18 protein-coding genes are annotated in these 24,180 nt (G+C 53.7%); 14 read left to right on the forward strand and 4 right to left on the reverse strand.

Annotation, left to right across the window (positions count from 1 at the left end; translation table 11 throughout):
• Positions 1–23 precede the first annotated feature (23 nt).
• The 5 genes from dmsA (at position 24) to ACOTY5_RS03525 (ending at position 6,028) form a co-directional block, all read left to right on the forward strand.
• Positions 24–2,468, forward strand: a complete 2,445-nt coding sequence (gene dmsA, locus ACOTY5_RS03505; protein WP_421631831.1) for a dimethylsulfoxide reductase subunit A — start codon at positions 24–26, stop codon at positions 2,466–2,468.
• A 10-nt stretch (positions 2,469–2,478) separates the two neighbouring features.
• Entirely contained in the window at positions 2,479–3,096 is a 618-nt protein-coding gene (locus ACOTY5_RS03510) for a DMSO/selenate family reductase complex B subunit (RefSeq protein WP_045142241.1), read from the forward strand.
• Position 3,097: 1 nt separating this feature from the next.
• Entirely contained in the window at positions 3,098–3,961 is an 864-nt protein-coding gene (locus tag ACOTY5_RS03515) for a dimethyl sulfoxide reductase anchor subunit family protein (protein ID WP_421631832.1), read from the forward strand.
• Between the two features lie 274 nt (positions 3,962–4,235).
• A complete protein-coding gene (locus tag ACOTY5_RS03520; protein WP_003858254.1) occupies positions 4,236–5,384 on the forward strand; it encodes an MFS transporter in 1,149 nt (382 codons plus the stop codon).
• A 122-nt stretch (positions 5,385–5,506) separates the two neighbouring features.
• On the forward strand, positions 5,507–6,028 hold the full coding sequence (locus tag ACOTY5_RS03525; RefSeq protein WP_045142239.1) for an anti-virulence regulator CigR family protein: 522 nt from the start codon (positions 5,507–5,509) through the stop codon (positions 6,026–6,028).
• 36 nt (positions 6,029–6,064) lie between these two features.
• On the opposite strand, the gene pflA is transcribed toward ACOTY5_RS03525, so the two are convergent.
• From pflA to ycaO, 4 genes are all read right to left on the reverse strand, one after another.
• Positions 6,065–6,805 carry a pyruvate formate lyase 1-activating protein gene (gene pflA, locus ACOTY5_RS03530; protein WP_003858250.1) on the reverse strand — a complete coding sequence of 247 codons (741 nt, stop codon included), beginning with the start codon at positions 6,803–6,805 and terminating at the stop codon, positions 6,065–6,067.
• Between the two features lie 204 nt (positions 6,806–7,009).
• The gene (gene pflB / locus ACOTY5_RS03535) at positions 7,010–9,292 is read right to left on the reverse strand and encodes a formate C-acetyltransferase (RefSeq protein ID WP_015570975.1); all 2,283 of its coding nucleotides are present in this window, start codon (positions 9,290–9,292) and stop codon (positions 7,010–7,012) included.
• A 51-nt stretch (positions 9,293–9,343) separates the two neighbouring features.
• Entirely contained in the window at positions 9,344–10,201 is an 858-nt protein-coding gene (gene focA, locus ACOTY5_RS03540) for a formate transporter FocA (protein ID WP_017384832.1), read from the reverse strand.
• A 406-nt stretch (positions 10,202–10,607) separates the two neighbouring features.
• A complete protein-coding gene (ycaO, locus tag ACOTY5_RS03545) occupies positions 10,608–12,368 on the reverse strand; it encodes a 30S ribosomal protein S12 methylthiotransferase accessory factor YcaO (RefSeq protein WP_421631834.1) in 1,761 nt (586 codons plus the stop codon).
• 127 nt (positions 12,369–12,495) lie between these two features.
• Between ycaO and ACOTY5_RS03550 the strand changes: the two genes are divergently transcribed.
• The 9 genes from ACOTY5_RS03550 to lpxK all read left to right on the forward strand — a co-directional run bounded on the left by ACOTY5_RS03550 (position 12,496) and on the right by lpxK (position 24,139).
• Complete coding sequence (locus ACOTY5_RS03550; RefSeq protein ID WP_017384830.1) at positions 12,496–13,188, forward strand: DUF421 domain-containing protein; 693 nt, start codon at positions 12,496–12,498, stop codon at positions 13,186–13,188.
• A 162-nt stretch (positions 13,189–13,350) separates the two neighbouring features.
• The gene (serC, locus tag ACOTY5_RS03555) at positions 13,351–14,439 is read left to right on the forward strand and encodes a 3-phosphoserine/phosphohydroxythreonine transaminase (protein ID WP_045142552.1); all 1,089 of its coding nucleotides are present in this window, start codon (positions 13,351–13,353) and stop codon (positions 14,437–14,439) included.
• A gap of 68 nt (positions 14,440–14,507) precedes the next feature.
• Positions 14,508–15,791: a 3-phosphoshikimate 1-carboxyvinyltransferase gene (aroA, locus tag ACOTY5_RS03560; RefSeq protein WP_062934080.1), complete on the forward strand. Its 1,284-nt coding sequence runs from the start codon at positions 14,508–14,510 to the stop codon at positions 15,789–15,791.
• 185 nt (positions 15,792–15,976) lie between these two features.
• Positions 15,977–16,660 carry a (d)CMP kinase gene (gene cmk / locus ACOTY5_RS03565; protein WP_015570968.1) on the forward strand — a complete coding sequence of 228 codons (684 nt, stop codon included), beginning with the start codon at positions 15,977–15,979 and terminating at the stop codon, positions 16,658–16,660.
• A gap of 111 nt (positions 16,661–16,771) precedes the next feature.
• Positions 16,772–18,445, forward strand: coding sequence for a 30S ribosomal protein S1 (rpsA, locus tag ACOTY5_RS03570; RefSeq protein ID WP_003858235.1), 1,674 nt, complete (start codon positions 16,772–16,774; stop codon positions 18,443–18,445).
• Positions 18,446–18,615: 170 nt separating this feature from the next.
• Entirely contained in the window at positions 18,616–18,903 is a 288-nt protein-coding gene (gene ihfB / locus ACOTY5_RS03575; protein ID WP_003858233.1) for an integration host factor subunit beta, read from the forward strand.
• 212 nt (positions 18,904–19,115) lie between these two features.
• Positions 19,116–21,380 (forward strand): ComEC family protein, encoded by a 2,265-nt coding sequence (locus tag ACOTY5_RS03580; protein WP_062934081.1) that lies wholly within the window; start codon positions 19,116–19,118, stop codon positions 21,378–21,380.
• Between the two features lie 36 nt (positions 21,381–21,416).
• Positions 21,417–23,165, forward strand: a complete 1,749-nt coding sequence (msbA, locus tag ACOTY5_RS03585) for a lipid A ABC transporter ATP-binding protein/permease MsbA (RefSeq protein WP_003858227.1) — start codon at positions 21,417–21,419, stop codon at positions 23,163–23,165.
• Positions 23,162–24,139, forward strand: a complete 978-nt coding sequence (lpxK, locus tag ACOTY5_RS03590) for a tetraacyldisaccharide 4'-kinase (RefSeq protein WP_045142737.1) — start codon at positions 23,162–23,164, stop codon at positions 24,137–24,139. The genes msbA and lpxK overlap by 4 nt, the downstream gene beginning before the upstream one ends.
• The last annotated feature ends 41 nt before the right edge of the window (positions 24,140–24,180 follow it).

Genomic DNA, 24,180 nt, shown 5'->3' on the forward strand with positions numbered 1-24,180 from the left:
GTGAGCAACCAAAGTGAGTCTTTATGAAAATCAAAGCGCCTGAAGCGTTAATGGCTGCCGAGGTCACTCGCCGTGGGTTGATGAAAACCACGGCAATAGGCGGTCTGGCGGTTGCCAGCAGCGCCTTTACGCTCCCTTTTACCCGTCTGGCGTCGGCGGCGGAGGCTCTGTCTCCCGCTTCAGCCCCGGAAAAAGTGGTGTGGAGTGCCTGTACCGTTAACTGTGGTAGCCGTTGTCCCCTGCGTATGCACGTGGTGGACGGTGAAATCAAATATGTCGAAACCGACAATACCGGCGACGATAACTACGAAGGGTTACATCAGGTTCGTGCCTGTCTGCGTGGCCGATCAATGCGCCGTCGCGTTTATAATCCGGATCGTCTGAAATACCCAATGAAGCGCGTCGGTAAGCGTGGGGAAGGGAAGTTCGAGCGCATCAGTTGGGACGAAGCCTACGATATCATCGCGACCAACATGCAGCGCCTGATCAAAGAGTACGGCAACGAATCCATCTACCTCAACTATGGCACCGGGACGCTGGGCGGTACCATGACCCGCTCCTGGCCGCCGGGTAAAACGTTGGTGGCGCGCCTGATGAACTGCTGCGGCGGCTATCTCAATCATTACGGCGACTACTCTTCCGCACAGATTGCTGCGGGGCTGAACTACACCTACGGCGGCTGGGCAGACGGTAACAGCCCGTCGGATATCGAAAACAGTAAACTGGTGGTGTTGTTCGGCAACAACCCAGGCGAAACCCGGATGAGCGGCGGTGGGGTAACCTATTATCTTGAGCAGGCGCGCGCCAAATCCAACGCACGTATGATCATCGTCGATCCGCGCTATACCGATACCGGTGCGGGACGTGAAGATGAGTGGATCCCTATCCGCCCTGGTACCGATGCGGCGCTGGTCAATGCGCTGGCGTATGTGATGATCACTGAAAACCTCGTCGATCAGCCGTTCCTTGATAAATACTGCTTGGGTTATGACGAGAAGACCCTGCCAGCCAGCGCACCGGCTAACGGGCATTACAAAGCGTATATTCTTGGTCAGGGCAGCGACGGGGTAGCGAAAACCCCTGAGTGGGCATCCACCATCACCGGCATTCCAGTCGAACGTATTGTTCAGCTGGCCCGTGAAATTGGTTCAGCAAAACCGGCCTATATCAGCCAGGGATGGGGACCACAGCGTCACGCGAACGGCGAAATTGCCACCCGCGCTATTTCTATGCTCTCGATTCTGACTGGCAACGTTGGTATTCACGGCGGTAATAGCGGGGCGCGTGAAGGCTCGTATGAAGTCCCGTTTGAACGTATGCCAACGCTGGATAACCCGGTTCAGACCAGCATCTCCATGTTTATGTGGACGGACGCGATCGAGCGCGGCCCGGAAATGACCGCGCTGCGTGACGGTGTTCGAGGCAAAGATAAGCTGGACGTGCCGATCAAAATGATCTGGAACTACGCCGGTAACTGCCTGATCAACCAGCACTCTGAAATCAACCGCACCCATGAAATTTTGCAGGACGACAAGAAGTGCGAAATGATTGTGGTGATCGACTGCCACATGACCTCATCGGCGAAGTATGCCGATATTCTGCTCCCAGACTGCACTGCGTCTGAGCAGATGGATTTCGCGCTGGACGCCTCCTGCGGCAACATGTCCTATGTGATCTTCACTGACCAGGCCATCAAACCGCGCTTCGAGTGCAAAACCATCTATGAGATGACTTCCGAGCTGGCGAAACGTCTTGGCGTTGAGCAGCAGTTCACTGAAGGACGTACTCAGGAAGGGTGGATGCGCCATCTGCACGAGCTTTCCCGTAAAGCCATTCCTGACCTGCCGGACTTCGATACCTTCCGCAAGCAGGGCATGTACAAGCAGCGCGATCCGGAAGGGCATCACGTGGCGTATAAAGCCTTCCGCGACGATCCGCAGGCCAATCCGCTGACCACGCCGTCGGGCAAAATCGAGATCTACTCCGAAGAGCTGGCAAAAATTGCCGCAACGTGGGAATTGCCGGAAGGGGACGTTATCGATCCGCTGCCGATTTATACGCCAGGCTTCGAAAACTACAACGATCCGCTGACGGCGAAATTCCCGCTTCAGTTGACCGGTTTCCACTACAAAGCGCGTGTTCACTCCACCTACGGCAACGTTGACGTACTGAAAGCGGCCTGCCGACAGGAGATGTGGATCAACCCGATGGATGCGAAAGCGCGCGGCATCAGTAATGGCGATCGCGTACGTATCTTCAACGGACGTGGCGAAGTGCATATCGAAGCTAAAGTGACTCCGCGTATGATGCCTGGCGTTGTCGCGCTGGGGGAAGGGGCCTGGTATAACCCGGATGCGAACCGTATCGATCAGGCGGGCTGCATCAACGTTCTCACTACGCAGCGTCCGTCGCCGCTGGCGAAGGGCAACCCATCCCACACAAACCTCGTTCAGGTTGAAAAGGCGTAAGGAGTAACCGATGACAACCCAGTATGGATTTTTTATTGATTCCAGCCGCTGCACCGGGTGCAAAACCTGCGAGCTGGCCTGTAAGGATTACAAAGATCTGACCCCGGACGTCAGCTTCCGGCGTATCTATGAATACGCGGGCGGCGACTGGCAGGAGGACAACGGCGTCTGGCATCAGAATGTCTTCGCCTATTACCTGTCGATTGCCTGCAACCACTGCGAAGATCCGGCCTGCACCAAGGTCTGCCCGAGCGGGGCAATGCACAAGCGCGACGACGGTTTTGTGGTGGTGGACGAGGATGTCTGCATCGGCTGTCGCTACTGCCACATGGCCTGCCCGTACGGCGCGCCGCAGTACAATGCCGCCAAAGGCCACATGACCAAGTGCGACGGCTGCCACAGCCGCGTGGAGGACGGCAAAAAGCCCATCTGCGTCGAATCCTGCCCGCTGCGCGCGCTGGACTTTGGCCCGATTGAAGAGCTGCGCAAAAAACACGGTCAGCTTGCTGCCGTCGCGCCGCTGCCGTCTGCGCACTTCACGAAGCCGAGTATTGTGATTAAACCTAACGCCAACAGCCGTCCGACGGGTGACACCACCGGCTACCTGGCAAACCCGAAGGAGGTGTGAGATGGGAAGTGGATGGCATGAATGGCCGCTGATGATCTTCACGGTCTTTGGGCAGTGCGTGGCGGGCGGGTTTATCGTCCTTGCGCTGGCGCTGTTAAAAGGGAACCTCAATGCTGAACAGCAGCAGCGTTTGGTGTTAAGCATGTTTGGCCTGTGGGTGTTGATGGGCATTGGGTTTATCGCCTCTACGCTGCACCTGGGCTCACCGATGCGCGCGTTCAACTCCCTGAACCGCGTAGGTGCCTCTTCGCTGAGTAACGAGATTGCCAGCGGCGCAATCTTCTTTGCCGTTGGTGGGCTGGGGTGGTTACTGGCAGCGCTGAAAAAGCTGCCTTCAGGGTTACGCGCGTTGTGGCTCATCGTCACCATGGTACTGGGCGTTGTCTTCGTCTGGATGATGGTCCGGGTGTACAACACCATCGATACCGTTCCGACCTGGTACAGCGTCTGGACGCCGATGAGCTTCTTCCTGACCATGTTTATTGGCGGGCCGCTGCTGGGTTATCTGCTGCTGCGTGTGGCTGGCATTAATGGTTGGGCGATGCGCCTGCTGCCCGCGGTCTCGCTGCTGGCGCTGGTAATCAGTACCGTTGTCGCGCTCATGCAGGGAGCGGAGCTGGCGACCATTCACAGCTCTATCCAGCAGGCTTCGGCGCTGGTGCCGGATTACGGTTCGCTGATGGCCTGGCGTGTGGTGCTGCTGACGGCGGGGCTGGTGTGCTGGATTGCCCCTCAGCTTAAAGGTTACTCGCCTGCGCTGCCGTTACTGTCCCTGGCCTTTGTGCTGGTGCTGGCAGGGGAGTTAATTGGTCGCGGCGTATTTTACGGTCTGCATATGACGGTCGGTATGGCTATCGCCAGCTAATTTTAGATTTTGTTATAAAAAGCCGGGACATAGCGCCCGGCTTTTCTTTTTTCATTCATGAAATTTTTCGACTGATGTTTCGTTGTAAAAATTCCCGGAAATAAATAAAAACAAATAGATAATTAATATCAGTAGCAGGCTTTGCATTAGCAGGATGAGTTTTTTAAATCGACAAGGCGCATAACGTGCGTGACGCCTGAATCGGTGGATTGACTTTGTTTTTGCCAGTGGCATGATGCGCACGAAATCTGAACTTCCTCACGGTTTTTAATCCATGACCACCTATACCCGCCCGGTGCTTTTGTTGCTCTGTGGCCTGCTTTTGCTGACCCTGGCGATCGCGGTGTTAAACACACTCGTCCCGCTATGGCTCGCCCATGAAAACTTACCGACCTGGCAGGTGGGTATGGTTAGCTCGTCCTTTTTTACGGGCAATCTGCTGGGCACCTTATTAACGGGCAGCCTTATTAAGCGCTTTGGTTTTAACCGCAGTTATTATCTGGCGTCGCTGATCTTTGCCGTCGGCTGCGCCGGTTTAGGCCTCATGGTCGGCTTCTGGAGCTGGATGGTCTGGCGCTTTATTGCGGGCGTCGGCTGCGCCATGATCTGGGTGGTGGTTGAAAGTGCGCTAATGTGCAGCGGAACGTCCCGTAATCGCGGGCGTCTGCTGGCGGCCTATATGATGGTTTACTACGTCGGTACCGTTCTGGGACAGCTGATGGTCAGCAAACTGCCAACCGACCTGATGAGCGTGCTGCCGTGGGTGACGGGCATGGTTCTGGCGGCGATCCTGCCGCTGCTCTTTACCCGCATTGTGAATCAAAACAGCGAGCATCAGGAAGCTACCCACGTCTGGCCGATGCTGAGACTGCGCCAGGCGCGTCTGGGGGTTAACGGCTGCATTATTTCCGGGATTGTGCTGGGCTCGCTCTATGGCCTGATGCCGCTCTATCTTAACCATCAGGGCGTCAGTGATTCCGGGATCGGTTTCTGGATGGCGGTGATGGTCAGCGCGGGGATTGTCGGGCAGTGGCCGATTGGCCGCCTGGCGGACCGCTTTGGTCGTCTGCTGGTGCTGCGCGTCCAGGTTTTCGTGGTCATCATGGGCTGTCTCGCCATGCTCAGCAACGCCGCAATGGCGCCTGCGCTGTTCATTCTGGGAGCTGCGGGCTTTACGCTCTATCCGGTCGCGATGGCCTGGGCCTGTGAGAAAGTTGAGCATCACCAGTTGGTTGCAATGAACCAGGCTTTGTTGCTGAGTTACACCATCGGCAGTTTACTGGGGCCGACTTTTACCGCTATGCTCATGCAAAATTATTCTGACAATCTGCTGTTTATTATGATCGCCAGCGTGTCGTTTATTTATCTGTTAATGCTGCTGCGCAAAGTGGGCGAACATCCAACGCCAGTGGCCCATGCATGACTTATTAAAAGCCTGTCGATGACAGGCTTTTTTGTCCCTGTCACATATAAGACTTTTACTTATTGTGAGTTTTTACTGCCTGGCGATAATTCAAATGAGTTTACCACTAAAAGGCAGCAATCATGTCTACTCGTCGTTTTTCCACTACCGCACTTGCCGTAGTGTTGGCTTTAACGTTTGCAACGGTTCCGGCCATGGCTAATCCTGGAAACGGGAATGGTGGTGGTCACGGAAACGGTGGCGGACAAGGTAATAGCGGCAATCATGGTAACGGGAACGCTGGTAACCATGGTAATAAACACAATAACGGTCAGGCTAACCCTGGGAAATCGGATAAGAGCTTTAAAAACAGCAAAGATGTCGGTAATGATGTGGATGCTCGCGTGAGCTTCGATCATGCCCGCCATCTGGCACTGAATTACGGCTTAACAGGCTACGACTCTCTGCCTCCGGGAATTGCGAAAAACCTGGCGCGCGGTAAGCCACTGCCTCCGGGCATTGCGAAGAAAACCGTGCCAGCCGATATGCTGGGTCAGCTTCCTTCCTATCCGGGCTATGAATGGCGCGTGGTAGGTGACGACCTGGTCTTAATTGCGCTAAGTACGGCGATTGTGACTTCCGTTATTAACGGCGTCTTTAAATAGAATATAAAAAGGCCCGGTTTTCACCGGGCCTTTTCGTTAATACATGACCTTGTGGCCATACTGCTCAAGAATACCTTTGACGCGCTCCATCGTCTCTTTTTTCGGCGGCTTCACGCCATCGAGTTTGTACTCTTCACCCATCGCCACCCATTTATGTTTACCCAGCTCGTGATAGGGCAGGAGTTCAATTTTCTCCACGTTACCCATATCCCGGGTAAATTCACCCAGACGATGTGCAGAGTCATCATCATCTGACCAGCCCGGCACCACCACGTAGCGGATCCAGGTCTTGACGCCTTTATTGGCAATGTATTTGGCAAATTCCAGCGTACGGTGGTTTGAAACGCCAACCAGATTCTGGTGGATCTCATCGTTCATCTGCTTGAGATCGAGCATCACCAGATCGGTCACTTCAAGCAGTTCATCAATAACCGGATCGTAACGGCGCACAAAGCCGTTGGTGTCGAGGCAGGTATGAATGCCTTCTTTGTGGCAGGCGCGGAACCAGTCGCGCACAAACTCAGCCTGAAGAATGGCTTCACCGCCGGATGCCGTCACGCCACCGCCGGACGCGTTCATGAAGTGGCGATAGGTCACCACCTCTTTCATCAGATCTTCAACGGTGACTTCTTTACCGCCATGGGTGTCCCAGGTGTCACGGTTATGGCAGTACAGGCAGCGCATCAGGCAGCCCTGGAAGAAAGTGATAAAGCGGATCCCCGGGCCATCGACGGTGCCACAGGATTCAAAGGAGTGAATGCGACCAATAATTGACATTGCGGTGATATCTCCGAATTTGGCCCATCCGGGGGCCTATGTAGATGCACAGCTCAAAGGCTATGTCGAGTCTGTTTTGGCTGTTATCCATTAAAGTATAGATAGCGGACAAAAGAGACTGATGAAGCGAGGGTGTTAAAAAGGCCCCACTTGCGTGGAGCCTTTATTGTACGCTTTTTAACGCGTGATTTCAGTCAATTCCACTTACATGGACTGAGTGAAAGTACGAGTAATAACGTCCTGCTGCTGTTCTTTCGTCAGGGAGTTAAAACGTACTGCGTAGCCAGATACGCGGATGGTCAGCTGAGGATATTTCTCAGGGTGTTCCATCGCGTCGAGCAGCATTTCACGGTTCATCACGTTCACGTTCAGGTGCTGACCACCTTCGATGGACGCTTCGTGGTGGAAGTAACCATCCATCAGACCCGCCAGGTTAGTTTTACGCACTTCGTCGTCTTTACCCAGCGCGTTTGGCACGATAGAGAAGGTGTAAGAGATACCATCTTTCGCGTAAGCAAACGGCAGTTTAGCAACGGAGGTCAGAGAGGCAACCGCACCTTTCTGGTCACGACCGTGCATTGGGTTAGCACCTGGGCCGAATGGCGCGCCAGCACGACGACCGTCTGGGGTGTTACCGGTTTTCTTACCATACACAACGTTAGAGGTGATGGTCAGAACAGACTGAGTCGGGATAGCGTTACGATAGGTAGTGAGTTTCTGAATTTTCTTCATGAAACGTTCTACCAGGTCAACCGCCATGTCATCAACGCGAGCGTCGTTGTTACCAAACTGCGGATATTCGCCTTCGATTTCGAAGTCGATAGCCAGACCATCTTCGTCACGAATTGGTTTAACTTTCGCATATTTGATTGCAGACAGGGAGTCAGCAGCAACGGACAGACCTGCGATACCACACGCCATGGTGCGAACGACGTCACGGTCGTGCAGCGCCATCAGAGAGGCTTCGTAGCTGTACTTGTCGTGCATGTAGTGGATAACGTTCAGCGCGGTCACGTACTGTTTAGCCAGCCAGTCCATGAAGTGGTCCATGCGCTCCATGACTTCGTCATAGTTCAGCACGTCGCCTTTGATCGGTTCAGACTTAGGACCAACCTGCATTTTCAGTTTTTCATCAACGCCGCCGTTGATTGCGTACAGCATGGTTTTCGCCAGGTTTGCACGCGCACCGAAGAACTGCATTTGTTTACCAACAACCATTGGACTTACGCAGCAAGCGATAGCGTAGTCATCGTTGTTGAAGTCAGGACGCATCAGGTCATCGTTCTCGTATTGCAGAGAAGAAGTGTCGATGGACACTTTAGCGGCGAATTTCTTGAAGTTCAGAGGCAGTTTTTCAGACCACAGAACGGTGATGTTCGGCTCCGGAGAAGGACCCATGGTGTACAGGGTGTTCAGGAAGCGGAAGCTGTTTTTGGTTACCAGAGTACGGCCATCTACGCCCATACCGCCGATAGATTCGGTTGCCCAGATTGGGTCACCAGAGAACAGCTCATCATATTCTGGGGTACGCAGGAAGCGAACCATACGCAGTTTCATGACCAGGTGGTCAATCATTTCCTGAGCGTCTTGTTCGGTGATTTTGCCTGCTTTCAGGTCACGTTCGATGTACGCATCCAGGAAGGTGGATACGCGGCCGAAGGACATTGCTGCACCGTTCTGAGACTTAACAGCGGCCAGGTAGCCGAAGTAGGTCCACTGGATAGCTTCCTGAGCGTTGGTTGCAGGACCAGAGATATCGCAGCCGTATTTAGCCGCCATCTCTTTGATCTGACCCAGCGCACGGTGCTGTTCAGCGATCTCTTCACGCAGACGGATAGTCGCTTCCAGGTTTACGCCGTTTTCCAGGTCAGACTGGAGAGAGACGAACTGTGCGTATTTGTCTTTCATCAGGAAGTCGATACCGTACAGCGCAACGCGACGGTAGTCACCGATGATACGGCCACGGCCATAGGCATCTGGCAGACCGGTCAGAACGCCAGATTTACGGCAGTTCAGAATGTCTTTGGTGTAAACATCGAATACGCCCTGGTTATGGGTTTTACGGTATTCGGTGAAGATTTTTTTCAGCATTGGGTCCAGCTCGCGGTTATACGCTTTGCAGGAACCTTCAACCATTTTGATACCACCGAACGGGATGATTGCGCGTTTCAGTGGTGCTTCAGTTTGCAGACCAACGATTTTCTCAAGGGCTTTGTTGATGTAGCCAGCATCGTGAGAAGTGATGGTAGAAGCAACGGAGGTGTCAAAATCAACTGGCGCGTGAGTGCGGTTTTCCAGTTTAACGCCTTCCATTACGCTGTCCCACAGCTTGGTGGTTGCGTCAGTCGCACCAGCCAGGAAGGATTCGTCACCTTCATACGGGGTATAGTTTTTCTGAATGAAGTCACGGACGTTGACTTCATTCTGCCAGTCACCTTTCGTAAAACCTTCCCAGGCTGTGGCTAACTTTTCATTAAGCTCGGACATGTAACACCTACCTTCTTAAGTGGATTTTTTATTTACTGCCTGAGACAACCATTAATGATGATCGCCGCCACGCAGGTAAATGACCCAGTATGTCAACCCAACTAACAGACCCCCACCGATAATGTTCCCGATAGTGACGGGGATCAGGTTATCAGTAATGAAGTTCATAATAGTCAGGTGTGAAAAACTTTCCGGGGTTGAACCTACAGCAGTCCAGAACTCCGGGCTTGCAAAGTTGCGGATAACAATCCCCATCGGGATCATGAACATATTCGCAATACTGTGCTCAAAGCCGCTGGCAACAAACATCGCAACCGGCAGAACCATAATCATGGCTTTATCCATTAGGCTACGACCAGAGTAGCTCATCCAGACCGCCAGGCAGACCATCAGGTTTGCGAGGATGCCGAGAGCAACAGCTTCGATAAATGTATGGTGCATTTTGTGGTCGGCGGTTTGCAGGACGTTAAGCCCCCAGCCGCCGTTGGCGGTCATATACTCGCCAGAGAGCCACATCAACAGAACAAAGAGCAGACAGCCAATCAGGTTGCCAACGTAAACGTTGAGCCAGTTGCGCCCCAGTTGACCCCAGGTAATTCTTCCGCTGGCTTTTGCCACCACAATCAGCACCGTTGAGGTGAAGAGGTCGGCGCCGCAGATGACGCAGAGAATCAGGCCCAGTGAGAAGCAAATACCACCAATCAGTTTCGCTATGCCGAAAGGCATCCCGGCAGTGCCGGTGGTGGCTGTGATATAGAAGACGAAAGCGATGGAGATGAACACCCCAGCCGTAATGGCCAGAAAGAACGTCGTCATCGGATGTTTCGTGGCTTTGTAGACACCCGCTTCTTCGGCAACTTTCGCCATCGCAGCGGGGAGTAATAGATCAAAAGGGTTGTCAGCTTTCACACTAACTCTCTCTTTATTAAGTCGGCGACGAGATACTAACAAAGCATTATAGAAGAGAAATTGATATAGATCATATCTCGCCTGGCTTATAGGCCCGCAGTGTGTATGGTTTTACAGCAAGGGCGGAGTAAGTATTTGATTATCCGTATAAAAATAAATTTTAAAAGTTATGAAAAGAGTTGAATTTTTTCCTTCAGCCTCCCGTGGAACAGTTAATTAAAATGGAGTATTTATTATAATTAGTAACAGTAAAGCTCAGGTAAGCGTTTTTATATTTACCCGCGATTAACTTAATTATTACAATTAAACGTCATTGCGGAAAAATAAAAAAAAAGGGGCAATGAAATTGCCCCGTAATATAGCTCAGGCGATTGAATACGCCTACAGCCATTAATGTTATATGCGCTTATTTTGACCAGTAAGCGGCTTTTGCCTTCTGCAATTTTTCATACGCATTCAGCAGTGACTGATGCGCCGGGAAGGCTTTCAAATCGCTGTCAACCGCTTGCAGGCCGTAGAATGGTTCTTCACCGCTCAGCGCCGCGCTGGCAGCTTCAACGGCATCCGCACCGTACATACGTACAAAGGCGTTCAGATACTGCAATGGCTCGCGGTCGTCTTCCTGAGAAAGCAGGAGCAGCGTTTGCAGGCAACGGTAATAGTTTGTGCGCTCGGCGGAGAAGACGGACTGGTTAAACTCCATCGTCCACTCGGTCCAGGCCAAAGCCTGATCCAGATCGCCGCCCGCCAGCGCCAGCATCGCTTTCAGCTCGCCGATGCGCAGGGTGTACCAGCCGTTATCTTTTCCGGTCGCCAGACCCAGCAGTTCGCGCACGCGGGTGAAATCATCGTGTCCTTCTTCGTCCAGCTGGGCGATCAGGTTCAGATAATCTTCTTTATCCCGCTCGCTGCCTGGCAGGGCCAGCAGGGTTTCACGCAGATGCGCGCCCATGCTGTTGTTCGCCAGCCACAGATCTTCTGCCGGATAAATGTCCGACATACCTGGCACAATAATACGGCACGCGTAAACACCGAGGTGTTCATAGTCGGCAATGTAGACTTCCTGATCTTCCGCGTTGAAGATCGCCATCAGGGTGGCGAATTCTTCTTCCGTCGTACCGGCAAAGCTCCAGTCCACGAACGGATAGTCCGCGTCCTGTTTGAACATATCCCAGGAGATCAAACCGCTGGAGTCGATGAAGTGCGTTTCGAGGTTGGTGTGCTCGGCGACTTCTTCGTCATCAAAGGTTGGCGGAGTAAAGACATCGAGATCTTTCAGGCTACGACCTTGCAGCAGTTCGGTTACGGTACGCTCCAACGCCACGCCGAAGTCCGGGTGCGCGCCGAAGGAGGCGAAACAGGTGCCATTTGCCGGGTTGAACAGTACCACGCAGATAACCGGATATTTGCCGCCCAGAGAGCCGTCATAAGCAAAGATTGGGAAACCTTCTGCTTCCAGTTTGGCGATGGATTCCACCACGCCCGGGTAGCGCGCCAGCACGTCAGCCGGGATCTCCGGCAGGCTGATGGATTCAGCAATAATGCGGTTTTTGATATGACGCTCGAAAACTTCAGACAATCCCTGCACGCGCGCTTCGTTGCGGGTATTACCGGCAGACATGCCGTTAGACACATACAGGTTGCCGACGATGTTCATCGGGATATAAACGGTCTGCTCGTCAGACTGACGGGTGAACGGCAGGGCGCAGATCCCACGATCCTCATTGCCGGATTGCAGGTCGATCAACATGCTGCCGGTCAGTTCGTTTTCCGGATCGTAGAACGCGCGCAGGCGGGCATCGAGAATGCCTTCCGGCAGTTCATCGTTTTCGGTCAGCGGGAACCATTTTTCGTTCGGATAGTGAACGAACGGACCGTTGGCAATAGTTTCGCCCAGCCAGAAGTCGGCGAAGAAGTAGTTGGTGGACAGACGCTCAAAATACTCACCCAGCGCAGAGGCCAGCGCCGCTTTTTTGGTCGCGCCTTTACCGTTGGTAAAGCACAGCGCACAGTCTTTGTCGCGAATATGCACGGACCAGACGTGAGGCACCGGATTCAGCCAGGAGGCTTCTTCGATATTAAAGCCCAGGTCGGTCAGTTTCTGCTGGAAGCGAGCGATGGAATCTTCCAGAGCGGCGTCTTTGCCGGGGATAAACGTTTGAGTCATGGCGTTCACTTTTATCGTACGTAAAGCGCGCAATGATACGGGTTTTGCGTGACGGGTGCTATCTCCGGCGAAAATAAATGGCTGGACTATGCTTATAAGCAGTAACCTACTGTTAAGGCATAAAAAAATGAAAGCTTTCGATCTCCAGCGGATGGCGTTTGATAAAGTCCCTCCTGAGTTTTTAGGCGAAGTAGCGCTGCGCAGCCTGTACACCTTTGTACTCGTTTTCCTGTTTCTGAAAATCACCGGACGTCGCGGCGTGCGGCAGATGTCGCTGTTTGAAGTGCTGATCATCCTGACGCTGGGGTCGGCGGCAGGGGACGTTGCCTTTTATGACGATGTGCCGATGGTGCCGGTCTTTATCGTCTTCGTGACGCTTGCACTGTTGTACCGGCTGGTCATGTGGCTGATGTCGAAAAGTGAGAAACTGGAAGATCTGCTCGAAGGGAAGCCGGTGGTGATTGTCGAAGATGGTCAACTGGCCTGGGAGAATGTGCAAAGCGCCAATATGACGGAGTTTGAGTTCTTTATGGAACTCCGTTTGAGCAGCGTTGAGCAACTGGGGCAGGTGCGTCTGGCGATTATGGAAACGAATGGTCAAATCAGCGTCTATTACTATTCCGACGATGAGGTGAAGCCCGGCCTGTGCATCCTGCCGGATATGCTCATCGAGCGATACAAAACTGTACCTGAAGCGGGCGAGTACGCCTGCATAAAATGTAGTCATGTCGTGGTTATGCAGGCGGGCGAACATCAATTATGCCCCCGCTGTACGAATCCAGAATGGACGAAGGTTAGCCGGGCTAAACGTAACACCTGACAGCGATTTTGTCGGTTTTGTGACAACGGTACGGCAGATTGTATTGTGTGACGAGGGGCACATTTCTTCGGCCATCAGTTTTAGACATTGCGGCGCGTGTCACTGAATGATAAAACCGATATCCACAGTTATAACTTATGGCTTTTAGCGTGGTGAGGGGAAATGGCTCAAGTCTTTAATTTCAGTTCAGGTCCGGCAATGTTACCGGCAGACGTGCTCAAACAGGCTCAACAGGAGCTGTGTGACTGGAACGGTCTGGGTACGTCGGTGATGGAAGTCAGCCACCGGGGTAAAGCGTTTATTCAGGTGGCGGAAGAAGCAGAAAAGGATTTTCGCGATCTGCTGAACATTCCCTCGAACTACAAAGTATTGTTCTGTCACGGCGGTGGACGCGGCCAGTTTGCGGGTATCCCGCTCAATCTACTGGGCGACAAAACCACCGCTGATTACGTTGATGCCGGCTACTGGGCGGCCAGTGCGGTAAAAGAAGCGCACAAATATTGCACGCCGAATGTCATCGATGCCAAAGTGACCGTTGACGGTCTGCGCGCCGTGAAGCCGATGAGTGAGTGGCAGCTTTCTGACAACGCCGCGTATCTTCACTACTGCCCGAACGAAACCATCGACGGTATTGCCATTCACGAAGAGCCAGACTTTGGCGAAAATGTCATTGTGACGGCGGATCTCTCTTCAACCATTCTGTCCACCCCGCTGGATGTCAGCCGCTACGGCGTCATCTACGCGGGTGCCCAGAAAAACATCGGTCCTGCGGGTCTGACTATCGTTATTGTGCGTGAAGACCTGCTGGGGAAAGCCCATAAGTCTTGCCCGTCAATTCTGGATTACACCGTCCTGAACGACAACGATTCCATGTTCAACACCCCACCAACGTTTGCCTGGTATCTCTCCGGCCTGGTCTTCAAATGGCTGAAGCAAAAAGGCGGTGTGGCGCAGATGGATAAGATCAATCAGCAAAAGGCTGAACTGCTGTACGGCGTGATCGACAAGAGCGATTTCTACCGTAACGATGTCGCCAAAACTAACCGTTCGCGCATGAACGTGCCGTTCCAGCTGGCGGACCGCAACCTGGATAACGTGTTCCTGGAAGAGTCCTTCGCGGCGGGTCTGCATGCGCTGAAAGGCCACCGTGTGGTAGGCGGAATGCGCGCCTCTATCTATAACGCCATGCCGCTGGAGGGCGTTAAAGCCCTGACTGATTTCATGATCGACTTCGAACGTCGTCACGGTTAATTGGCTGTTTTTCACCCCCGCAGCGTTCCTGCGGGGTTTTTATTATGTTGAGTTGAGAGTTGAGTTTCATGGAATCCCTGACGTTACAACCTATCGCGCGGGTAGATGGCACCATTAATCTGCCTGGTTCAAAAAGTGTCTCGAACCGCGCTCTGCTGCTGGCAGCTCTGGCAAACGGCACCACCGTCCTCACTAATCTGCTGGACAGCGATGACGTGCGCCATATGCTCAATGCACTGAAAGCGTTGGGCGTTCAGTACGCGCTGTCTGACGATCGTACCCGTTGTGAAGTCACCGGTAACGGCGGCGCGTTACATTCTGCTGAAGCGCTGGAGCTTTTCCTGGGTAACGCCGGTACCGCGATGCGTCCTCTGGCCGCAGCGCTGTGTCTGGGGAGTAACGATATTGTGCTGACCGGTGAGCCGCGAATGAAAGAGCGTCCGATCGGCCATCTGGTGGATGCCCTGCGTCAGGGCGGCGCGCAGATTGATTATCTTGAGCAGGAAAATTACCCGCCCCTGCGTCTGCGCGGGGGATTCACTGGCGGCAATGTTGAGGTTGACGGTAGCGTTTCCAGCCAGTTCCTGACCGCGCTGCTGATGACCGCACCGCTGGCACCACAGGACACCGTCATCAGCATTAAAGGCGACCTGGTTTCTAAGCCGTACATTGATATCACCCTGCACCTGATGAACACCTTTGGTGTTGAGGTGGAAAACCAGTCTTATCAGCGTTTCGTGGTGCGCGGAGCGCAGCAGTATCAGTCCCCGGGCCACTACCTGGTTGAAGGCGATGCTTCATCCGCCTCCTATTTCCTTGCCGCAGGCGCGATTAAAGGCGGTACGGTTAAAGTGACGGGCATTGGCCGCAACAGCGTGCAGGGCGATATCCGTTTTGCTGACGTGCTGGAAAAAATGGGCGCGGTGGTGACCTGGGGCGATGACTTCATCTCCTGCACCTACGGTGAGCTGAACGCCATCGATATGGATATGAACCATATTCCGGATGCGGCGATGACCATTGCCACCGCTGCGCTGTTTGCGAAAGGCACCACCACGCTGCGAAACATTTACAACTGGCGTGTGAAAGAGACGGACCGCCTGTTCGCGATGGCAACCGAGCTGCGTAAAGTGGGGGCCGAGGTAGAAGAGGGCGAAGACTACATTCGCGTCACGCCGCCGGCAAAACTGCAATTTGCAGAAATTGGCACCTACAACGATCACCGCATGGCGATGTGTTTCTCGCTGGTGGCGTTGTCAGATACGCCAGTCACTATCCTTGATCCGAAGTGTACGGCAAAAACGTTCCCGGACTACTTCGAACAGCTGGCGCGCATTAGCACCCTGGCCTGATGATCGTATGCCGCATCACCTGATGCGGCATTTCCTTACGCTTTCTGACACTCATCCTCTTTCATTTCTTCTACACTCTGCTTCAATCATTCCGTAATTTGCACGCAAAGGTAACAGTTGCGCACGTTGGCGCGTATAATGCGCGGCGTTCATGTAAACGGTATGCCTTAATTAAGGAGAAAAAGATGACGGCAATTGCCCCGGTAATCACCATTGATGGGCCAAGTGGCGCAGGGAAAGGTACTCTGTGCAAAGCGATGGCGGAAGCATTGCAATGGCATCTTTTAGATTCGGGAGCAATCTATCGCGTGCTGGCGCTGGCTGCGCTGCATCATCATGTGGATGTTGCGTCTGAAGAAGCGCTGGTACCGCTGGCTGCGCATCTGGATGTGCGCTTTGTCTCGACCGATGGCAACCTTGAAGTGATCCTGGAAGGGGAAGATGTCAGCGGTGAAATCCGTACCCAGGAAGTGGCCAATGCGGCCTCTCAGGTGGCGGCTTTCCCACGCGTTCGTGAAGCGCTGTTACGTCGCCAGCGCGGTTTCCGTGAAGCGCCGGGGCTGATCGCCGACGGCCGCGACATGGGAACCGTGGTATTCCCCGATGCGCCAGTGAAAATTTTCCTTGACGCCTCTTCAGAAGAACGTGCTCAACGCCGCATGCTTCAGTTGCAGGAAAAGGGGTTTAGTGTTAACTTTGATCGCCTTTTATCCGAGATAAAAGAGCGCGATGACCGCGATCGTAACCGCGCCGTCGCACCACTTGTTCCCGCGCAAGACGCATTAGTGCTGGATTCAACCAGTTTAACTATTGAGCAAGTGATTGAAAAAGCGCTACAATATGCGCGCCAAAAACTGGCACTCGCGTAATCGCGACCGATTTAGCAGTACCCCCGCTGCAAGGGATTGACGGCGGGTATGTGAAACAACCCCATCCGGCACGGAGCCAGGTGGACGTTAATATTAACCTGAAGATTAAACATGACTGAATCTTTTGCTCAACTGTTTGAAGAATCCTTAAAAGAAATCGAAACCCGTCCGGGTTCCATCGTTCGTGGCGTTGTTGTTGCTATCGACAAAGACGTTGTACTGGTTGACGCCGGTCTGAAATCTGAGTCTGCCATCCCGGCTGAGCAGTTCAAAAACGCCCAGGGCGAGCTGGAAATCCAGGTTGGTGACGAAGTTGACGTTGCTCTGGACGCAGTAGAAGACGGCTTCGGCGAAACCCTGCTGTCTCGTGAGAAAGCTAAACGTCACGAAGCATGGATCACGCTGGAAAAAGCTTACGAAGAAGCTGAAACTGTGGTCGGTGTTATCAACGGCAAAGTTAAAGGTGGCTTCACTGTTGAGCTGAATGGTATTCGTGCGTTCCTGCCAGGTTCTCTGGTAGACGTTCGTCCAGTCCGTGACACCCTGCACCTCGAAGGCAAAGAGCTTGAGTTCAAAGTAATCAAGCTGGACCAGAAGCGTAACAACGTTGTTGTTTCCCGTCGTGCCGTTATCGAATCCGAAAACAGCGCAGAACGCGATCAGCTGCTGGAAAACCTGCAGGAAGGCATGGAAGTCAAAGGTATCGTTAAGAACCTCACTGACTACGGCGCATTCGTTGACCTGGGCGGCGTTGATGGCCTGCTGCACATCACCGACATGGCGTGGAAACGCGTTAAGCACCCAAGCGAAATCGTGAACGTGGGCGACGAAATCACTGTTAAAGTGCTGAAGTTCGACCGCGAGCGTACTCGTGTATCCCTCGGCCTGAAACAGCTGGGCGAAGATCCATGGGTAGCTATCGCTAAGCGTTACCCAGAAGGTACTAAACTGACTGGTCGCGTTACCAACCTGACTGACTACGGCTGCTTCGTTGAAATCGAAGAAGGCGTTGAAGGTCTGGTGCACGTTTCCGAAATGGACTGGACCAACAAAAACATCCACCCATCCAAAGTTGTTAACGTTGGTGATGTAGTGGAAGTGATGGTTCTGGATATCGACGAAGAACGTCGTCGTATCTCCCTGGGCCTGAAGCAGTGCAAAAACAACCCATGGCAGCAGTTCGCGGAAACCCACAACAAGGGCGACCGTGTTGAAGGTAAAATCAAGTCTATCACTGACTTCGGTATCTTCATCGGCCTGGACGGCGGCATCGATGGCCTGGTTCACCTGTCTGACATCTCCTGGAACGTTGCAGGCGAAGAAGCAGTTCGTGAATACAAAAAAGGCGACGAAATCGCAGCAGTTGTTCTGCAAGTTGACGCAGAGCGTGAGCGTATCTCCCTGGGCGTTAAACAGCTCGCAGAAGATCCGTTCAACAACTGGGTTGCACTGAACAAGAAAGGCGCAATCGTAAACGGTAAAGTGACTGCTGTTGACGCTAAAGGCGCAACCGTAGAACTGGCTGACGGCGTTGAAGGTTACCTGCGCGCTTCCGAAGCTTCACGTGACCGCGTTGAAGATGCAACTCTGGTTCTGAGCGTTGGTGACGACGTTGAAGCTAAGTTCACCGGTGTTGACCGTAAGAACCGTGCAATCAGCCTGTCTGTTCGTGCTAAAGACGAAGCTGATGAGAAAGATGCAATCGCAACTGTGAACAAACAGGAAGATGCAAACTTCTCTAACAACGCAATGGCTGAAGCTTTCAAAGCAGCTAAAGGCGAGTAAGTTCAGGTTCGCACCATCATTTGAGCTGTAACGCATTTACAGCGCGAAGGATGGAGAGCAGACTTGACAGATTGCAGGATTCGTCCTGTAATCAATAACAAAGGGCGGCTACGGCCGCCCTTGTTTAATAAGCTGTTCAGCTAATGGGTTTGAAAGGAACCGGAGGAATCATGACCAAGTCAGAATTGATTGAAAGACTTGCCAGTCAGCAACCGCATATCCCTGCCAAGGCTGTGGAAGATGCCGTTAAAGAGATGCTGGAGCATATGGCTACCACTCTTGCCCAGGGCGAGCGCATTGAAATCCGCGGTTTCGGTAGTTTTTCTCTGCACTATCGTGCACCACGTACCGGGCGTAACCCGAAGACTGGCGATAAAGTGGAGCTGGAAGGAAAGTATGTTCCGCACTTTAAGCCGGGTAAAGAACTGCGCGATCGCGCCAATATTTACGGTAACTGAGTTTAATCATCAGGGTTAAACTGAGTTTAAAGAAAGCACCTTAGGGTGCTTTTTTTGTATCCCGCCCCTGCATTTCTGAATACGCGCCGCATTTAAATTTTCTCTTTGCTGTAAACGCTTAAAAACGTTGCAGCGCCCGCTGTAAATCACGCCTTTTCTGTCTGACGACGCATCAGTCCCGCCGCATAATCGCCTGAAACATGGAGGTGAAGATGGGGATCCACGTTATCAGTATGTGCGCCATTCTGGCCATAATCCCGCTCTTTTGGTTACCCGTTTTGCCAGATGTGCATCTTGTCTGGTTGCTGATTGCCGCAGGAATTGCGTTATCCGTACAGCAGAGAAAATGGCTCAGGTTTTCAGGCCTCGCATTGCTTTTTATGTGCTGGGGGATCCTGGCCGCTCAGGAAAGCGTGTGGCCGATGAACTATTTAACGCAAGCACCGCAGCAGGCCGAGGTGGTCATTACCGCAACGGACGGCGCAACGATGCATCAGGGAAAGATTGTCAGCCTCAATGGAGAACGCGTATGGGCTGCCATGGGCGTGGCGCTGTATGGCAACTATCTGCCGCAAAACGTCTGCGTGGGTCAACGCTGGGCAATGACCCTGCGGCTCAGGGCGGTACACGGAGAACTCAACGATGGCGGCTATGATTCACAGAAAAATGCCTTTGCCCGACACCAGACGCTGAGTGGACGGTTTACCCATGCGGCGCTCGTTGACGAAGGCTGTAGTCTGCGTGCGCAATACCTGACATCACTACAGAATACTCTTTCAGCATATCAGTGGGGACCCGTGATCCTGGGGCTGGGGATGGGGGAGCGGCTATCGGTCTCGCGGGAGATAAAAAACCTGATGCGTGATACCGGAACGATGCATCTGATGGCAATCTCGGGACTACATATTGCGCTGGCCGCTTCTGTCATCTGGTTTCTGGCGCGGGGCATTCAGTTCTTCCTGACGGGCCGCTGGATTATCTGGCAAATCCCCTTGCTGGCAGGGCTGATTTTTGCCGCGTTTTACGCATGGCTAACGGGCTTGCAGCCGCCCGCGCTGCGCACGGTTATCGCGCTTGTGGTACTGGCTGCATTAAAAATGAGTGGTCGCCAGTGGTCGCCCTGGCAGGTATGGCTTACCTGCGTGGCGGCGATCTTGGTTTTCGATCCACTAGCGGTCCTGTCACAAAGCCTGGCGTTGTCAGCGTTTGCGGTCGCCGCGCTTATTTTTTGGTATCAGTGGTTGCCTCTCCCGCACTGGCAACGTGGCCGGTGCCTGCGGCCGCTGGTTACGCTGTTGTATTTGCAGGTCGGAATGCTGCTGCTTCTGTTGCCGCTTCAGGTCCTGATTTTCCATGGTTTCAGCCTCTCCTCGCTGGTGGCGAACCTGTTTGCCGTTCCTCTGGTCACGTTTATCTCAGTTCCGCTGATCCTACTCGGCATGTTTCTGCATCTGTTTCCGGTCGCTGCGCTGGAAAGTATCGTCTGGCTGGCTACTGATAAATCTCTGGCAGGGCTTTTCTGGCTATTGATGCGTTTACCGAATGGCTGGCAGGACGTTGATGAACGCTGGCAATACCTGACGTTACTGCCGTGGCTGCTGGTCATTGGCTGGCGATTCAGGGCCTTCAGCGCAGCACCCGCAGTCTGTCTGGCAGGCAGCGTGGTGCTGGCCTTTCCCCTCTGGCACAGGGTTAAAACAGACAGCTGGTCCCTGCATATGCTGGATGTAGGGCAGGGGCTGGCGATGGTCATTGAGCGTCACGGCAAGGCCATTCTGTATGACACCGGGCTGGCATGGCCCGGTGGGGACAGTGCGCAGCAGCTGATTATCCCCTGGCTACGCTGGCATCATCTGAAACCGGAAGGGGCGATCCTGAGCCATGAACATCTCGACCACGCGGGGGGACTGGCATCGCTAAAAGCTGCCTGGCCCGCAATGTGGATCAGGAGCCCCTTATCCTGGTCCGGACATCTTCCGTGCTTTCGAGGACAGCGATGGCAGTGGCAGGGTTTAACGTTCTCCGTGCACTGGCCACCCGAAAACACCTCGGCGAAAGGTAACAACCGCTCCTGCGTGGTAAAAATCGATGACGGCGAACAGAGCGTTTTACTGACCGGAGACATTGAAGCGCAGGCAGAACTGGCAATGCTGAGCCACCGCTGGCGTCAGCTTGCGTCTACACTGATTCAGGTGCCGCATCATGGAAGTAACACGTCATCTTCAACACCGTTGCTACAGCGCGTAGAGGGGCAGGTTTCGCTGGCCTCGATGGCTCGCTATAACGCGTGGCGTTTCCCTTCTATTAAAGTGGTCCGGCGCTATCGAACGGAGGGATATCTCTGGCTTGATACCCCGCATTCCGGGCAGATATCTGTGACCTTTTCGCACCATAGTCGGCAAATTCGTCGCTTACGCGAACACTATTTACCGCGTTGGTATCATCAGTGGTTTGGCGCGCCCGTAGATAACGGGTAGAATATGCGGCTATTTCAACAAATGCTGGTTTTTTGAATGCATAACGACAAAGATCTCTCCACGTGGCAAACGTTCCGCCGGCTCTGGCCGATGATTGCTCCTTTCAAAGCAGGCTTGATCGTGGCGGGCGTAGCGTTAATCCTCAACGCAGCCAGCGATACGTTTATGTTATCGCTTCTCAAACCGTTACTGGATGACGGTTTCGGTAAAACGGATCGTTCAGTGCTGCTATGGATGCCGCTGGTGGTTATTGGGCTGATGATCTTACGCGGAATCTCCAGCTATGTATCCAGCTACTGCATCTCCTGGGTATCCGGTAAAGTGGTGATGACCATGCGCCGCCGGCTGTTCAGCCATATGATGGGGATGCCGGTCTCATTCTTTGACAAACAGTCAACCGGCACCCTGCTGTCGCGTATTACATACGATTCAGAGCAGGTGGCGTCGTCCTCTTCCAGCGCACTGATTACCGTTGTGCGTGAAGGCGCATCCATCATCGGCCTGTTCGCGATGATGTTCTATTACAGCTGGCAACTGTCGCTGATCCTTATTGTGCTGGCGCCGATTGTCTCCATCGCGATCCGCGTGGTATCAAAGCGTTTTCGCAACATCAGTAAAAATATGCAGAATACGATGGGGCAGGTGACTACCAGCGCCGAGCAGATGCTGAAAGGCCATAAGGAAGTGTTGATTTTCGGCGGTCAGGAAGTCGAAACCAAACGCTTTGACAAGGTCAGCAACAGAATGCGCCTGCAAGGAATGAAAATGGTATCGGCCTCGTCGATTTCCGATCCGATCATTCAGCTGATTGCCTCTCTGGCCCTGGCCTTCGTCTTGTATGCCGCCAGTTTCCCGAGCGTCATGGAAACCCTGACTGCGGGTACCATTACGGTGGTGTTCTCATCCATGATTGCGCTGATGCGTCCGCTGAAATCGCTGACTAACGTCAACGCCCAGTTCCAGCGCGGGATGGCAGCCTGTCAGACGCTGTTCAGCATCCTCGATTCCGAACAGGAAAAAGATGAAGGTACACGCGTGATCGAGCGCGCTAAAGGCGACCTGGAATTCCGTAACGTCACCTTTACCTATCCAGGCCGTGAAGTGCCGGCGCTGCGTGATATCAGCCTGTCCATCCCGGCGGGTAAAACCGTTGCGCTGGTCGGTCGTTCCGGTTCGGGCAAGTCGACCATTGCCAGCCTGATTACCCGTTTCTACGATATCGACCAGGGCGAGATCCTGCTTGATGGTCACGACCTGCGGGAATATACCCTCCAGTCGCTGCGTAACCAGGTCGCGCTGGTCTCGCAGAACGTGCATCTGTTCAACGATACGGTGGCGAACAACATTGCGTATGCCCGTACCGAAGAGTACAGCCGTGAAGAGATTGAGAATGCGGCGCGTATGGCCTATGCGATGGACTTCATTAACAAAATGGATAACGGTCTGGATACGATCATTGGCGAAAACGGGGTGCTGCTTTCCGGTGGTCAGCGTCAGCGTATCGCGATTGCCCGTGCGCTGCTGCGCAACAGCCCGATTCTGATCCTCGATGAAGCAACGTCCGCACTGGATACGGAATCTGAACGCGCTATCCAGTCTGCTCTGGATGAATTACAGAAAAACCGTACCTCGCTGGTTATTGCGCACCGTCTGTCGACCATCGAACAGGCTGACGAAATCGTGGTGGTGGAAGATGGCGTGATCGTTGAACGCGGCAGCCATGCGGACCTGCTGGAACAGCGTGGTGTTTACGCGCAGCTTCATAAAATGCAGTTCGGTCAATGATTGCACGCATCTGGTCGGGTGAATCCCCTCTGTGGGTGCTGCTTCTCCCGCTCTCCTGGCTGTATGGCCTGGTGAGCGGTGCTATTCGTCTGCTTTACCGCCTCGGGATCAAGCGCGCCTGGCGCGCACCGGTACCTGTGGTGGTGGTCGGCAACCTGACGGCGGGTGGAAACGGCAAAACCCCGGTGGTGATCTGGCTGGTAGAACAGCTCCAGAGGCGCGGTATCCGCCCGGGAGTTGTCTCACGCGGTTACGGTGGTAAAGCGGCGCAGTATCCACTGGTGCTGAGCCCAGCTACGACAACCGCTGAAGCCGGTGATGAGCCGGTACTGATTTACCAGCGTACCGGCGCGCCGGTTGCGGTATCGCCGGTGCGCAGTGATGCCGTGAAGGCACTGCTTGCGGAGCATGACGTACAAATCGTTATTACCGATGATGGTTTGCAGCATTACGCGCTGGCGCGTGACAAAGAGATCGTGGTCATTGACGGCGTGCGGCGTTTTGGCAACGGCTGGTGGCTGCCAGCCGGTCCAATGCGTGAGCGTGCGTCGCGCCTGAAGAGCGTCGATGCTGTGATTGTAAACGGTGGTGAAGCCAGAGCGGGCGAAATCCCGATGCATCTTCGTCCCGGACAGGCCGTGAATATGTTGACCGGCGTGCGTAAAGACGTCGCGCAACTGGAACATCTGGTTGCGATGGCCGGTATAGGTCATCCGCCGCGTTTCTTCGCAACGCTGGAGCAGTGCGGCGCAAAGCTTGATAAACGGGTGCCGCTGGCCGATCACCAGGCGTTAGTTGCCGAAGAGGTTGAAAGGCTGGCAGCGCCGGGACAGACGCTGATCATGACGGAAAAAGACGCGGTAAAATGCCGGGCCTTTGCGAAGGAAAACTGGTGGTATCTGCCGGTTGACGCTGAACTCAGCGGCGAACAGCCGGAACATTTGCTCAAGGAACTGCTCGCGTTAGTGCAGTAACTTCTACGCGGTTCCGGTGGCGCTTTGACTGACAGGAAAAC

The sequence above is a fragment of the Enterobacter cloacae complex sp. SHL018 genome (assembly GCF_049237905.1).
GTDB lineage: Bacteria > Pseudomonadota > Gammaproteobacteria > Enterobacterales > Enterobacteriaceae > Enterobacter > Enterobacter hormaechei_C.

Excerpts from the sequence above, each read along its gene's own strand:
- dmsA (WP_421631831.1), top strand. The coding sequence starts at position 24 with ATGAAAATCAAAGCGCCTGAAGCGTTAATGGCTGCCGAGGTCACTCGC.
- ACOTY5_RS03510 (WP_045142241.1), top strand. The coding sequence starts at position 2,479 with ATGACAACCCAGTATGGATTTTTTATTGATTCCAGCCGCTGCACCGGG.
- ACOTY5_RS03515 (WP_421631832.1), top strand. The coding sequence starts at position 3,098 with ATGGGAAGTGGATGGCATGAATGGCCGCTGATGATCTTCACGGTCTTT.
- ACOTY5_RS03520 (WP_003858254.1), top strand. The coding sequence starts at position 4,236 with ATGACCACCTATACCCGCCCGGTGCTTTTGTTGCTCTGTGGCCTGCTT.
- ACOTY5_RS03525 (WP_045142239.1), top strand. The coding sequence starts at position 5,507 with ATGTCTACTCGTCGTTTTTCCACTACCGCACTTGCCGTAGTGTTGGCT.
- pflA (WP_003858250.1), bottom strand. The coding sequence starts at position 6,805 with ATGTCAATTATTGGTCGCATTCACTCCTTTGAATCCTGTGGCACCGTC.
- pflB (WP_015570975.1), bottom strand. The coding sequence starts at position 9,292 with ATGTCCGAGCTTAATGAAAAGTTAGCCACAGCCTGGGAAGGTTTTACG.
- ycaO (WP_421631834.1), bottom strand. The coding sequence starts at position 12,368 with ATGACTCAAACGTTTATCCCCGGCAAAGACGCCGCTCTGGAAGATTCC.
- ACOTY5_RS03550 (WP_017384830.1), top strand. The coding sequence starts at position 12,496 with ATGAAAGCTTTCGATCTCCAGCGGATGGCGTTTGATAAAGTCCCTCCT.
- serC (WP_045142552.1), top strand. The coding sequence starts at position 13,351 with ATGGCTCAAGTCTTTAATTTCAGTTCAGGTCCGGCAATGTTACCGGCA.
- aroA (WP_062934080.1), top strand. The coding sequence starts at position 14,508 with ATGGAATCCCTGACGTTACAACCTATCGCGCGGGTAGATGGCACCATT.
- cmk (WP_015570968.1), top strand. The coding sequence starts at position 15,977 with ATGACGGCAATTGCCCCGGTAATCACCATTGATGGGCCAAGTGGCGCA.
- rpsA (WP_003858235.1), top strand. The coding sequence starts at position 16,772 with ATGACTGAATCTTTTGCTCAACTGTTTGAAGAATCCTTAAAAGAAATC.
- ihfB (WP_003858233.1), top strand. The coding sequence starts at position 18,616 with ATGACCAAGTCAGAATTGATTGAAAGACTTGCCAGTCAGCAACCGCAT.
- ACOTY5_RS03580 (WP_062934081.1), top strand. The coding sequence starts at position 19,116 with ATGGGGATCCACGTTATCAGTATGTGCGCCATTCTGGCCATAATCCCG.
- msbA (WP_003858227.1), top strand. The coding sequence starts at position 21,417 with ATGCATAACGACAAAGATCTCTCCACGTGGCAAACGTTCCGCCGGCTC.
- lpxK (WP_045142737.1), top strand. The coding sequence starts at position 23,162 with ATGATTGCACGCATCTGGTCGGGTGAATCCCCTCTGTGGGTGCTGCTT.